Annotated in this window: 13 protein-coding genes, 2 tRNA genes and 1 pseudogene; 8 read left to right on the forward strand and 8 right to left on the reverse strand. The window is 59.3% G+C overall.

Annotated elements, in window-relative coordinates:
* Positions 1-81: 81 nt before the first annotated feature.
* Together PJU76_RS02140 and PJU76_RS02145 are read right to left on the reverse strand one after the other, a co-directional pair.
* Positions 82-555: a hypothetical protein gene (locus PJU76_RS02140; RefSeq protein ID WP_271780285.1), complete on the reverse strand. Its 474-nt coding sequence runs from the start codon at positions 553-555 to the stop codon at positions 82-84.
* 43 nt (positions 556-598) lie between these two features.
* Positions 599-1798, reverse strand: a complete 1200-nt coding sequence (locus tag PJU76_RS02145) for an AAA family ATPase (RefSeq protein ID WP_271780286.1) — start codon at positions 1796-1798, stop codon at positions 599-601.
* Between the two features lie 108 nt (positions 1799-1906).
* Here PJU76_RS02145 and PJU76_RS02150 point away from each other — a divergent pair, with 108 nt between their 5' ends.
* The 5 genes and pseudogenes from PJU76_RS02150 to PJU76_RS13785 all read left to right on the forward strand — a co-directional run.
* Positions 1907-2341: a hypothetical protein gene (locus PJU76_RS02150; RefSeq protein ID WP_271780287.1), complete on the forward strand. Its 435-nt coding sequence runs from the start codon at positions 1907-1909 to the stop codon at positions 2339-2341.
* Between the two features lie 92 nt (positions 2342-2433).
* A complete protein-coding gene (locus PJU76_RS02155) occupies positions 2434-2886 on the forward strand; it encodes a hypothetical protein (RefSeq protein WP_271780288.1) in 453 nt (150 codons plus the stop codon).
* 98 nt (positions 2887-2984) lie between these two features.
* Positions 2985-3728: a hypothetical protein gene (locus PJU76_RS02160; RefSeq protein ID WP_271780289.1), complete on the forward strand. Its 744-nt coding sequence runs from the start codon at positions 2985-2987 to the stop codon at positions 3726-3728.
* On the forward strand, positions 3725-4075 hold the full coding sequence (locus PJU76_RS13680; RefSeq protein ID WP_408629745.1) for a helix-turn-helix domain-containing protein: 351 nt from the start codon (positions 3725-3727) through the stop codon (positions 4073-4075). Before PJU76_RS02160 ends, PJU76_RS13680 begins: the two co-directional genes overlap by 4 nt.
* A pseudogene (locus PJU76_RS13785) lies at positions 4072-4788 on the forward strand (tyrosine-type recombinase/integrase); the annotation flags it as partial. The gene PJU76_RS13680 and the pseudogene PJU76_RS13785, both read left to right, overlap by 4 nt.
* Before the next feature lie 163 nt (positions 4789-4951).
* Here PJU76_RS13785 and PJU76_RS02170 read toward each other — a convergent pair.
* The 6 genes from PJU76_RS02170 to PJU76_RS02195 form a co-directional block, all read right to left on the reverse strand.
* A tRNA-His gene (locus PJU76_RS02170) sits at positions 4952-5027 on the reverse strand.
* A gap of 59 nt (positions 5028-5086) precedes the next feature.
* Positions 5087-6034 (reverse strand): ribose-phosphate pyrophosphokinase, encoded by a 948-nt coding sequence (locus PJU76_RS02175; protein WP_064219214.1) that lies wholly within the window; start codon positions 6032-6034, stop codon positions 5087-5089.
* A 50-nt stretch (positions 6035-6084) separates the two neighbouring features.
* Positions 6085-6159: transfer RNA gene (locus tag PJU76_RS02180), tRNA-Gln, on the reverse strand.
* Between the two features lie 4 nt (positions 6160-6163).
* The gene (gene ispE / locus PJU76_RS02185; RefSeq protein ID WP_064219213.1) at positions 6164-7009 is read right to left on the reverse strand and encodes a 4-(cytidine 5'-diphospho)-2-C-methyl-D-erythritol kinase; all 846 of its coding nucleotides are present in this window, start codon (positions 7007-7009) and stop codon (positions 6164-6166) included.
* Positions 7006-7662: a lipoprotein insertase outer membrane protein LolB gene (lolB, locus tag PJU76_RS02190; protein WP_271780291.1), complete on the reverse strand. Its 657-nt coding sequence runs from the start codon at positions 7660-7662 to the stop codon at positions 7006-7008. Before lolB ends, ispE begins: the two co-directional genes overlap by 4 nt.
* Entirely contained in the window at positions 7659-9296 is a 1638-nt protein-coding gene (locus tag PJU76_RS02195) for a tetratricopeptide repeat protein (RefSeq protein ID WP_271780292.1), read from the reverse strand. Before PJU76_RS02195 ends, lolB begins: the two co-directional genes overlap by 4 nt.
* A gap of 79 nt (positions 9297-9375) precedes the next feature.
* Between PJU76_RS02195 and hemA the strand changes: the two genes are divergently transcribed.
* The 3 genes from hemA to prmC are packed head-to-tail and all read left to right on the forward strand — an operon-like array spanning position 9376 to position 12657.
* Positions 9376-10707 (forward strand): glutamyl-tRNA reductase, encoded by a 1332-nt coding sequence (hemA, locus tag PJU76_RS02200; protein ID WP_271780293.1) that lies wholly within the window; start codon positions 9376-9378, stop codon positions 10705-10707.
* Positions 10704-11801 carry a peptide chain release factor 1 gene (gene prfA / locus PJU76_RS02205; protein ID WP_271780294.1) on the forward strand — a complete coding sequence of 366 codons (1098 nt, stop codon included), beginning with the start codon at positions 10704-10706 and terminating at the stop codon, positions 11799-11801. Before hemA ends, prfA begins: the two co-directional genes overlap by 4 nt.
* The gene (prmC, locus tag PJU76_RS02210; RefSeq protein WP_271780295.1) at positions 11791-12657 is read left to right on the forward strand and encodes a peptide chain release factor N(5)-glutamine methyltransferase; all 867 of its coding nucleotides are present in this window, start codon (positions 11791-11793) and stop codon (positions 12655-12657) included. Before prfA ends, prmC begins: the two co-directional genes overlap by 11 nt.
* Positions 12658-12659: the final 2 nt, after the last annotated feature.

Consider the following 12659-nt stretch of genomic DNA (forward strand, 5'->3'; position numbering starts at 1 on the left):
GCGCCTTTCGGCGTTGAGGGGGGACATCCTCCCGGCATACTGCTATATCTGGGCAGGATCGATCCTTTGGTTGTGCTAGGCTTAGACGGGCAAACCCAAAAGCGTCAAAAGCTGGTCGATCATCGGAATATTGGCGCGGTTGGAAATGATGCGCTCCATCGTGAAGATGGAGAGTCCGGCTTGTGGATGCCTCGGAGGGTACCCGCCTAGGTGGCTCTCAAGCCGATTTTTGAGGATGGCGGCCGTCTCGCCACTCGGATCATCTCCCAGCATGAGCAAAAGGCTGGCTTCAAGGCACGGGGCGGAGGGAAGGGTGTCGACTTTCCCTCTTTTAGCCATTATTTTTTCAGTCTGACCCCAATTCGTGTCCGTGTCGAACAATGCGGCCACTCTATCGTATCCGCCTTGCCTCCTTTCCCGAATGGCCGCTTTGATCACATTACGGGCGCCCTTGCCGTGAGCATTCTTGACGCTGATCGAGAGACCGGATCCACGATGGACAAAGAGTTTCCGCACATGATTAACGAACGCCTCCTCGTCGTCACCTTCGACCACAATCCGAAGAGTTTTCCTCGCCTTCCACGGTGGATTGGACGGGCTAGATCCGCGGGACCGCGCCATAGGCCCCCGCCATGTATTTCGCGTAGAAGTTGTCGTCGTTACGGATGCCTTCGACCTTGTCCATGCGGATGGCTCGGCTTTCGCAATCCTCATCCTTTTCCACCAGCATGACTTGGGATTTGTGCAGGATATTCAGCACCTCCGCGGCATGGCAGGTGAAAAGCAGTTGAGCGTTGTGGGGGTTGATGTCGGGATTGGCGAACAGTCCCAGCAGGGGTTCCAACATATGCGGATGAAGATCGCTCTCGAACTCGTCGATGACCGCGATGCCGCCATGCTCCAGAGTGATCAAAACCCGCATCAGATGGATGAACGCGCCCTGGGTTCCGCTGGACTCCAAGGCGAAGGGCAGATCGTAGAGCTTGCCGTGCGAGCGGTGTTTGCCTACGGGCAGCAAGACTGTTTGCTGTTGCTCAGGATTCTGCGGATTGGGGAAGTTCATTTGGCGGATCTCCACGCCTTCGAGACCCAAATCCCAGGAAGATAGCAGCCGGTTCATGCTGTCCTTGTGCTGGGGATGCTCAAAGTAGTGGCGAGCAGCGACATAAAGCCAATCGTCTGAAGATTTGATACGTCCGACGCCCGTGACGTTTGTGGTTACCCATGGAAGCTCTGGACGGGCGATCCTCAACGCCAGTGGAACGCCGTATTGGGCCGCCCAGGATATCAAAGACACGTCTGGCCTCACGTTCTCTATCATATTATCAGACAGGCCGAAGTCTCTTTGACGGATTCGGTAATTCTTCCGCTTCTCATCCCACTCCCGAATGAAAAGGTGGTCAAACCGTTTTTCCTTCCGGTAAAGCGCCTCGCGCAACACCCGTTGCCGTGTGCACAACAGCTCATAGCGCCACAGGTGTCCGTCAGCAGAGTCCACCACGCAGGAAAAAGCGCTGGGCTCATTGCTGGCGGCAAAGTGCGGCGCGACTGGAATTCCGCTTCCTATGGGGTTTTGAAAGGATTGGGAGATGAACCAGCCGAGGAATGCCGCTGGTTTCAAGAGAGCGGTCTTGCCGGCCCCGTTGGCGCCCAGGACGGCCATGACTTTGGACACCCTCTCGCCGGTCGGTCTGGAGCTGATCCAGTCAGAATCCGCCACCTTCCGGGTCACCGTGAGGTCTACCCTGGTCTCCTCTAGAAAGGATTGGAAGTTGGAAAAAGTGTAGCTGTGCAGCATAACCCCCCCGACGCGCCGCATAATCAACGATTATTTGTTGATTATAGTTATTCTTTGGGCGGAGATAAAGGGGTTGACAGCAAATACCCAAAAGGGATAATAACTTGCATGGCCACCAGATCATGGATCTTGCTTTTGCTTGACTCCCGACGCCAGTCCCTTGGCGCGCTGGTGATTTTGTCCGCGTTCGCGTGTCTGACGCTGGCTTACGGCGTTAGTGCGCTCCCATTTTTTGAGCTGGGAGCCTTCGCTGCGGGGCTGGTTGTCGCGGAGGGCGACTCCTGGGGGTGGCCCTGGGTGGCAGGGATCCGGGCCGTGGCCCTGGCGCGCACTCTTCGGCGCGCCGTCCCGCTCCTCATCGGCGGCGTGGATGCCGCCGGCGGTTCCACCATCTCCATCCGGCGCCGTCTTACTGGCTTCCTGGCCAAGAGGTCGAAGTTTTCTGAGAAAATACAAAAGATTATAGACTTGCGTGCCCTCCTCACCAGGAAATTCCTCCGCACCCCCGTCCTCTGGGGGGTGACGACGCCGGCGCCGGCCTAAGGATTTTGGGCGGCGGCGCCGCCGGCCCGCGCCGGCGCCCGGCCCCTCCCCTCAAAAAAACATGCCGTCCCCGTCACTTCAGGGGGCACAAAATGTCGAATTTCATGCAGTTGTTCAATCACATAGATTTTGCTCGGGTTTGCCGCCACGCGCGACGCTTTCACGGCGTTTTGCCACAAGAAATAGTAGGCGAATCATGGATTTACCAGCATCTAGGGAAAACAGAGGGACAGCTCAGGAGCTCACTGCGCAGGGAGCTTAACCCAGAGTTTTCCACTGAAAAATTAAATGCTTACGCTGCAATCCAATCGCAGGGAAAGGATCCCCTCGAGCTGCTGGTCGAGCTTGAGGACGAGATCGATCGACAAAAAAAACAGGAAAATGATGAGGTTATGCAGGGTGAACGAGACACTGCCCGCCTCGCCGAGGCGCTGCGGGTCTCCCGCCGGCGCGCCCAGCAGATCGTGCGGCGACGCCGGGAGCAAATCGAGCAAATTTTGGCCCCTGGGGGGCAGGCTGAATTCGGCCTGGAGCCCCCCCAATGAGCTCAGTTGTTAGGGTGGTGCACCAGGGGGAGGGGTGGACTCCCATCCCGAACTCAACTTTGCGGGATCCCCGCCTGACCCTGGAGGCGCTCGGCCTCTTGGCGCGCCTGGTCAGCCGACCCACCAACTGGCAAATTCGGGTCCCAGCCCTGATAAGGGAGGCGGGGGTAGGTCGAGACAAGCTGCGCAACTTGCTGAATATGCTTGAAAACAATGGATACCTTATCAGGGAAAGACGACGCGACGCGAGTGGAAGATGGGAATGGGAATCAGTCGTATCATCCATGCCCTTAAAATCCGCCGCCGGTGCGACCGTCGACGGCGGATCAGGTGATAAACTAAGTACAGACTCACAAACACCAAATAAAAAAACAAAAAAAGAAAAAGAAGAAACCACCACCTCGAAACAGGGTGGTGGTCGTTTGGATTTGGATTTCCCTCCCGAAATAAAGGCCCTCCCAGGAGCTCAGAAAACCGTACAACATGCTGATTTATCATCTGAATTGGCGCAAACAGTTGTCGACGAGGTTGCTGGCCAAATCCGGGGCGGGGTGGCGAAGTTTCCGTCTCGTCTACTTATCTCATTGATTAACAAAGCGAAGGCAGGAGAGATCGAGAGGACCTCCTGGGGGCGGAAAATAGTGGAGGAACGGGAGGTGGGCCGGAGGGCCAAGGCGGGGGACGCCGATCTGGATCGACGTCGCTTGGCCAGCAAAACCCTGGTACCCGCAGACGTGCCCCCGCCCCCCGACTCCTCTGCCTTTCTGTCGTGCGCCCTGGCAAAGGCGCATCCAGATATCACCGCAGCGGTCCAACGCATGCGGAAGGGAGCCAGAGCATGAGAACTCTGGACCTTGATCAAGCCGCGAAGTTGCTGCACCTTCATCCGGACACCGTGCAGCAGCGGGCGAAGGCCGGAGATATCCCTGCGGCCAAGCCGGGCAAACGCTGGGTGTTCTTGGAGGACGATTTGTTGGACTGGCTGCGAGGCCAGTACGTGGGTAAAAAGGGGGAAGAAAAACGATGCTCAGGAAGCGTGGCGACGTTTGGTGGGTTGACATCCAGCACTCTGGACGCAGAATTCGACGCTCTAGTGGGACGACGGACCGGGAAAAAGCCCAGGAATTCCACGACCGATTCAAAGCGCAGCTCTGGGAACGGGCCAAGCTGGGCCAAGCGCCGGACATGACGCTGAAGGCCGCCGCGGCGTACTGGTGGCAGGCGGTGGGTCGGCACAAGCGCAGCGGATCCGACGACGTGCTCAAATTGCGCGTGTTGGCCCCGCTGATCGTCGACAAAACCGTTCAGACCATCGGCGCCGAGCATCTTCGTGAGATCCGCGCGTCCGTGCTGGAGCGCGGCGTCACAGACGCCACGGCGAACCGCTACATGGCCCTCCTGTCCGCCATCCTGCGCTACGCCCACAAGCAGGGATGGACCGACCGCGTCCCAGCCATCCCCCACGCGCCGGAGGACAAGGGCCGGATCCGTTGGATCACCCGCGACGAGGCTGGCCGGTTGCTTGCCGAGTTGCCGGAGCATCTGCGCCGCATGGCCTCGTTCACGCTGGCGACGGGCCTGCGACGGCACAACGTCACGCATCTCCGATGGCGTTTGGTGGATCTCCCGCGCGCGACCGCCTACATTCCGCCCGAGCACGCCAAGAGTGGGAAGGCCATAGGCGTGCCGCTCAACGGGGACGCCCTCGGCGTTCTGGAGGAGTGCCGTGGCGACGACCCGGAGTGGGTGTTCGTCTACAAGGGCGAGCCGGTGACGCGCACCGGAACGGCGGCGTGGTGCAAGGCCTGCGCTCGCGCCGGATTGCCCGATCTGCATTGGCACGATCTGCGCCACACCTGGGCGAGCTGGCATGTCATGAGCGGAACGCCGGTGCAGGTGCTCAAGGAGCTGGGCGGATGGGCGAGTCTGGAGATGGTGCTGCGCTACGCCCACTTGGCCCCAGATCATTTGTCGGAGGCCGCGCGGAACATCGAGGGATGGTCACAAAAACGTCACAGCGGAAATCCGGGACTCTCGGAAAACGCAGATAACGTATTGAAAAATATGGGGTGGCTGACGGGGCTCGAACCCGCGACAACCGGAATCACAATCCGGGACTCTACCGACTGAGCTACAGCCACCATTGACAGAGCGGAGATCATACAATGGCCAACGCCCGGCTGCAAGGTCAGTAAGCGGTTCAATCCATGAACAGCGAGCTGACGGAATCCTCTTCTGCGATCCGGCGGATGGTTTCGGCCAAGAGCTCGGCAACGGACAGTACGCGAATCTTACCGCTGGCTCGGGCATCCGGCCTGAGCGGTATGGTGTCGGTGACGACCAGTTCATCCAGGTCGGACCGCTCGATGCGTTCCATGGCTGGGCCAGACAGAACCGGATGGGTGCAGTAGGCGCAGACCTTGACTGCGCCTTGTGCCTTGAGGGCATGGGCCGCTTCACAGAGCGTGTTGGCCGTATCGACCATGTCGTCCACGATGACGCAGGTGCGGCCCGCCACATCGCCGATAATATTCATGACGACGGATTCATTGGGGCGCGGCCGCCGTTTGTCGATAATGGCGAGGTCCACTTCGAGTCGTTTAGCGATGGCGCGGGCGCGAATAACGCCGCCCACATCGGGAGAAACCACAATCAGTTCTGGGTAGCTCTGGCGCCAAATGTCGCCCAGGAGAATGGGTGAGGCGTAAATATTATCAACCGGTACGTCAAAGAAGCCCTGAATTTGATCGGCGTGCAGATCCATCGTCAGGACCCGATTGGCGCCCGCGGTGGTAATCAGGTCGGCAACCAGTTTGGCGGTGATGGCTGTGCGTGAGCGTGATTTGCGGTCTTGTCGGGCATAGCCGAAATAAGGCATGGCGGCGGTAATGCGATTGGCCGATGCGCGTTTGAGCGCATCAATCATGGTGAGTAGTTCCATGAGGTGGTCATTGGTGGGCGCACAGGTGGGCTGGAGCACGAAAACGTCCCGGCCGCGCACATTTTCCAATATTTCGACGAAGACTTCGCCGTCGCTGAAAGAACTCACCTCGGCGCGGCCAATGGGAATCTGCAGGAAGCGCGCCACCTGAGCAGCCAGAATGGGATTGGCGTTCCCGCTGAAGACCATGAGATTGCCGTGAGCCATGTGATGTCTTTACTCTCTTTCGCAGGTGGCAAAACAGTCCGAGGACAATTTGGCTGGGGCGCCAGGGATCGAACCTGGGAATGCCGGAATCAAAATCCGGTGCCTTACCGCTTGGCTACGCCCCAATAATCATTGCTCGGCAAGGTCGTACAGTGGATGCCTGTTGCATCCACGCACGGACCATGCGCGCCAGGGGGCAGGCACCCGCGCAGCAATTTGTTGTGCGGAAATATTGTCTGCTACCAGCCCGAAAACACAGGCGCCGCTACCCGTCAAACGAACATCGTGCACGCCCTGATTTTTTAGCCAGCGCGTACCATGTTCGACTTCTGGGTAGCGGGCGCACACCGTAGGTTCCAAGGTGTTTTCCGTCGCCCCGCCGAGAAACGCGCCTATTGTGCTGGGCACGTGATGCCGTGTCAATTCAGGGGCGGTGAAAATCTCCCGTGTACTTACGGACACCTGCGGGTGCAGCAGCACATAGTGACTTTCCGGGAGGGCGTCGAGCGCTTGCAAACGCTCGCCCAGACCCTCCGCCCAGGCACCGCGTCCGAAAATAAATACAGGAACGTCAGCACCGAGGCTGGCGCCAATTTCCATGAGTTCTTCGCGGCGTAGACCGGTACGCCACAGCCGATTGAGCACGATGAGGGTGGTGGCGGCATCCGAGGAACCTCCGCCGATACCCCCGCCCATGGGCAGAAATTTGTCGATGTGAATATGGACGCCTTCATGGACACCGCCGACATCGGCCAGACATTTCGCGGCGCGGATGCTCAGATCGTTCGCTTCCGGCACGCCTTCTGGTCCGCCGCTGCGGGAAAATCGCCCGGCGGGGCGCGAGTCAAACTGGAGTTGGTCAGCCAGATCGATAAACTGAAATACGGTTTGCAACTCGTGATAGCCGTCGCTGCGCTGGTCGATAACGCGAAGCATCAGATTCAGCTTCGCGGGTGCGGGATAATTTTCGCTCATGGGGCGTTGTGGCCTCCCATACGCCACTGGGTGATGGCAAGGCGTAGGGTGATGCCCGCCGGACCCCTGGCTTGGAGCAGTTTGGGCATGCTCAGGCCGCCTACTGGCGCATATTGGAGATAGTGGATTTGCCAGGGGCCGCTGTGGAGTACGGTGGGCAGGCCGGTTGAGTTCTGCCGTTCAGTTACCGCCGCGCTGTGCAGGCCAAGCATCCAGTCTGGCAATTCACTCGCGGGTAGTTCGACGTGGAGGACCAGTGCGAGGAGGGTATCCAGGTTGTTTGCTTGTCGTGTCGCGCCATTGGCCAGTTGCAGATGCGCGCCTTGCGGGTCGACTTCGATGCGCGCGACCGTACGGCCGAGAGGGTCATAGATGGAAAGTTCCTGGTGTTGGGGGGATTGCTTCCAGCGGAATCCGAAATCTTTGCTCGTTTTCGGTGTGCTGAGAGCGGCCTGTCCGCTGGCTTGCCAATATTTTAGACTGGCGACGACCTGATTTCTCTCGGCCGTTGACAGGATGATGTGAGCGGACGGTTGGATGGGGGGCGTGGTGGCGCAGGCGGATAATACGCCGGTGAGCAGGAGTGCGGCCAGTGTGTGGAGCGGCCTTCGTGCAGGGCGCCGGACGGATGCTCTGGGATAAGGGATCATCATGGCTGGCGGGCCAGATTGCTTTTGAGGGTGGCATCGTCCGGGTGTTTTTGCAGCGCACTTTGCCAGACCTGCCGGGCATCTGTGTGGCGCCCTAGTGACCAGAGAACTTGCCCGAGGTGTGCGCTCACCGCGGCATTGTCAGGTAAGGCCGTATGAGCCTTCTGCAGATACTCCAGAGCCTGGAGGTTGTCGCCCCGCACGTGCCGCAGCCAGCCGATACTATCCAGAATCTCGGGGTTGTCAGGACTCAGGCTCAATGCCTTGCTCAGTAGCTTTTGTGCTTCGACCAGGTTGCTGTGCCGTTCGACCAAGCTGTAGCCAATGAAGTTGTAGGCTTGTGCATGATCCGGTGCGAGGCGGATAACTGTACGCATGGCTTTTTCCATGGCCGGATAATCTTTCAATTGCTCATAGATGGTGCCTTGCGCGTACCAGAGCCCAGGTTGGTTGGGCATGCGCTGCAAGGCCTGCCTGACTACCTGTAGGGCTTGGTGAAGATGGCCGCTGTCTTGCAGCAGGTTTGCTTCCAGCAGCGGAATCTGTGCCTCATGCGGGCGCGCGACCGCCAGGGCCCGCAGTTTTTTGATGGTTTTGTCGTGGTGCCCCAACAGATATTCCACGCGCGCGCTGCGCAGCTCTGCCTCAGAATACAGAGGACCGGGATGAATGCGCTGGTACCATTGCAATGCTTCGGCCCAACGATTCTGTGCCTCGTAGAGGCGCCCCAGATAGTAGAGTGGGGCGGGGGACTGGGGCGCCAGCTCGCGGGCGCGCTGCAAAGCGGCTTCCGCATTTTTCCAGTTGCCACGATCGACGTCCATAAGGCCGAGAGAAAGGATGATATTGGGGTCATCGGGGTTTTGTCGTGCCATGTTCTGGTAGAGGCGATAGGCCTGTGTCAGGCCACCCATTTTGAGGTAGAGCGCAGCCAGATATAGACGGGCGAGCGTGGCCTCCGGGTGGCTGGCCGTGAAACTTTGAATGCTGTGCAAAGCGGCGATAATGCCTTGGGTGGCTTGCTGTGCTTCGGCGAAACTGATGGCGGCTTCCTGCCAGTCCGGACGGAGACTGAGCGCTTTCACCAGCCAGGGGATGGCGTGTTCTGGTTGTTTTTCATCGAGATCGATACGTCCGAGCGCATAATAGGCGGCTGCGGATTGCGGGTCTTTGTCGGCTAGCGCACTCAACAATCGTCGCGCCTCACCGCTGCGTCCGTGGGCCACCAGTAATTCAGCGAGTTGCAAGGTGACCTTCGGGTTGTTGGGAAAGCGGGCAAGCGTGGCCTGTAGTAACTGAATGGCTTGCTCATCCTGACCTGTGGTGAGGAGCAGCGCGGCTTCAAACTGATCTGCTTGGGCGTTCCCCGGAGCGGTCTCGCGCCAGCGTTTGGCAAGTTGCAGAGCACCTGGAAAATCGCCGAATTGCGCGGTGATCTGTGTGGCGCGCCCGAGGACATTGGTTTCTGGCGCCAGTTTGGCGGCTTCCCGCCAAGCTGGAACGGCCAGTTGTGGCTCCCGTTGCACGGTGGCGAATTCGGCTACTAACAGATAATAGAGCTGTTCCCCGGTCATGCCATCCGAGGCGGGGTCGGCGGCTGCACCTCCGGTGGCGAGGCTAAGTACAATACCTGCCACGATGCCTCCAAGCCTGCTCCCCATCTACCCATTCTCCGCATTTTTTGCCAGCAAGCACAATAACCGCTAGGGACCTGGCTTGCAATCCTGTCCGGTGTCGGCGACAATTCAGCCCCTTCATCGTCGCTCTGCAGGGACGGTCGCTGCTATTTTCTGCCTTGGTCTAAGTCATCATACTGCCCCTATCGCGGTTCGGGAAAAAGTCGCTTTTTCTCCGGAGAACCTTGTTGCGGCCTATCGCTACTTGCTCGAGCAAGGGTTGGCCAGGGAAACCCTGATCGTATCGACCTGTAACCGCACGGAAATTTATGTCCACGGCGGGCAGGGCTACCATCGCCAAGCCTTGCAAGATTGGCTCTGTCACTTTCACGGCGTGGACCCGCGATTGCTGGATGGACATATTTATTACTCCAGTGATGCGGAGACCGTGCGCCATCTGTTTCGCGTGGCCTGCGGGTTGGATTCCATGATCATCGGTGAACCGCAGATCCTTGGTCAGGTCAAGGATGCCTATCAGGCTGCTGCGGATAGTGGTGCCGCCGGGCCGGTGCTGAACCGCTTGTTGCATTGGGCCTTCCGCGTGGCGAAGCGGGTGCGGTCGGAGACGGCCATCGGTTCAGCCCCGGTCAGTGTGGCCTATGCTGCCGTGAGCTTGGCCAAGCAGTTGCTGGGTAGCCTGGAAGGCAAGTCGGTGTTGCTGATCGGCGCCGGGGATACCATCGAACTGGTGGCGACTCATCTGCGCGAGCATGGGGTGGGGAGTTTTGCCGTAGCCAATCGCAGCGCGGAACGCGGCCAGCAGTTGGCCGAGAAATTTACTGGCAATGCCCATGCACTGGAGGCCATCCCGGAGCTCCTGCATGACGCCGATGTGGTGGTGAGTTGCACGGCGAGTCTGTTGCCCATACTCACGCTGGAGACAGTCTCCGCGGCTATGCCACGGCGGGCGCAGAGAGATCTGATGCTGGTGGATCTCGCCGTACCCCGGGATATCGCCTCGGAAGTGGAAGGCGTTGAGCAATGTTTTCTCTACACACTGGACGATTTGAATGATATCGCGCAGGCAGGCATGCGCGCACGCCGCGAGGCGGCGGCGGTAGCAGAACTGATCATTGCCGATGAGGTCGCTGAGTTCCAGCAGTGGCGGGAAAGCCTGGATGTGGTGCCTGCCATTCGTCGCCTGCGTGATCATGTGGAGGAGCGGCGCCAGGAAGAGTTGCAGCGCTTTACGCATTACCTGAATCAGGGGCAGGACCCCTTCGCAGTCTTGGATGCCTTTTCCAAGGCGTTGATGAATAAAGTCCTTCACGATCCCATTGCAACCCTTCGCCAGCCTTGTCAGGATGCGACCAACGAAAGTCTTGTCGCGGCACTCGATATCCTTTTTCATCTCAGCGACGCCGAAGGATGAGTCTCAGCCCGCGTTTGCAAGGCCAACTGGAGCAGTTGGCCTTTCGCTTTGATGAATTAAGTCAGTTGCTGGCGCACCCGAATGTGGCGAGCGATGCGCAGCGTTTTCAAAGTCTTTCCAAAGAGTTGGGAGAAATTGCCCCGGTGCTGGACCTGCTGCGTCGTCATGAGCAGCGGCGGCGGGATCGAGATGACGCCGAGCGCATGATGATGGACGAGCGGGATGCGGAACTGCGTGCCATGGCCAGTGAAGAAGTGGCGGCGGCACAGGCTGAACTTGATCAGCTCGAAGAGTCCTTGCGGGTGCGCTTGCTGCCCAAGGACCCCAACGATGATCGTAATGTCTTTGTGGAGATACGGGCGGGGACTGGTGGTGAGGAGGCAGCACTTTTTGCGGGAGTGCTGGCCCGGATGTATACCCGCTATGCGGAGAATAAAGGTTTTGCCGTGGTTATCCTTTCCGCCTCTGATTCGGAACGTGGTGGTTACAAAGAAATCGTTCTGGAAATCAGCGGCCGCGGCGCTTATTCCCGTCTGAAATTCGAGTCGGGCGGGCATCGGGTGCAGCGGGTGCCGGAGACCGAGGCGCAGGGCCGTATCCATACCTCCGCCTGTACGGTAGCAGTGCTGCCCGAGGTGGATACGGTGAGCGAGATCACTATCAATCCCGCCGACTTGCGCGTTGATACCTACCGGGCCAGTGGCGCGGGCGGGCAGCACATCAATAAGACCGACTCCGCTATTCGCATCACTCATATTCCCTCCGGTTTGGTGGTGACCTGTCAGGAAGACCGTTCCCAGCACAAAAACCGGGCGCGAGCCATGGCACTGTTGCAGGCGCGTCTGCTGGAACAAGAGCAGGAGAAGCAGCAAAGTGCGGCGGCGCAGACCCGGCGCCTGCTGGTGGGTTCCGGCGATCGCTCCGAGCGTATCCGTACCTACAACTTTCCGCAGGGGCGAATCACCGATCATCGTATCAATCTTACGCTGTATCGGCTGGAGGCGGTGCTGGCGGGAGATCTTGACGCCGTTGTCGAACCGCTGATCAAGGAATATCAGGCCGATCTCCTGCAGCATCTGGGTGATGACCTCTGATTCGGGCGTAACGCACAATCCATCACGCAGTCTGCGTGACTGGCAGTATGCTCTGCGCGACCAGCTGCGCGCATTGAGTGATCAGCCAGAGCAGGAAACACGCTGGTTGTTGGCCGCCGCTCTGGGACTGGATGGGGCGGCGCTACTGCGTGATACGTTGATGCCAATTTCCGCAGAGGAGGAGGCCCGGATTACCGTACTACTCACGCAGCGCCTCGCAGGCGTGCCCTTGGCCTACTGCTTAGGCGAGTGGTCATTCTACGGACTGGATCTGTGCGTGGCTCCCGCGGTGCTGATCCCTCGCCCGGATACCGAGACCTTGGTGACTCTGGCCCTTGAGGGGTTGGCAGAGAATGACGCGGCGCGGGTGCTTGATCTTGGTACAGGCTCCGGGGCCATTGCATTGGCCATTGCCCAGGCGCGACCGCTGGCGGAGGTCTGGGCCGTGGAGCGCAGCCCGGCGGCGTTACAGGTCGCGCGCGCCAATGGTGCGCTTCTGGCGCCGCAGGTGCACTGGCTGGAGGGTGACTGGTACGCACCACTGGATAGCGCCTTGCGGTTTAATCGGATTGTGGCCAATCCCCCTTATCTGGCCGATAACGATTCACACCTTCCTGATTTGCGTCATGAGCCTTGGGAAGCCCTGGTGGCCGGTCCCAGCGGTTTGGAGTGCCTGGAACGCATCATCGCCGGTGCGTATGAGCGACTTTCGTTGCGGGGCGTGCTATTGCTGGAGCATGGTCCCGATCAGGGGAAGGCGGTGCGCGACCTGCTCAACAACGCTGGTTTCAGTGCGGTGCAAACCTGCTGCGATCTGGCCGGACGCGAACGCGTGAGCCGCGGAACAAGGAATTAACC

It is taken from the genome of Acidithiobacillus ferriphilus, assembly GCF_028215975.1.
GTDB lineage: Bacteria > Pseudomonadota > Gammaproteobacteria > Acidithiobacillales > Acidithiobacillaceae > Acidithiobacillus > Acidithiobacillus ferriphilus.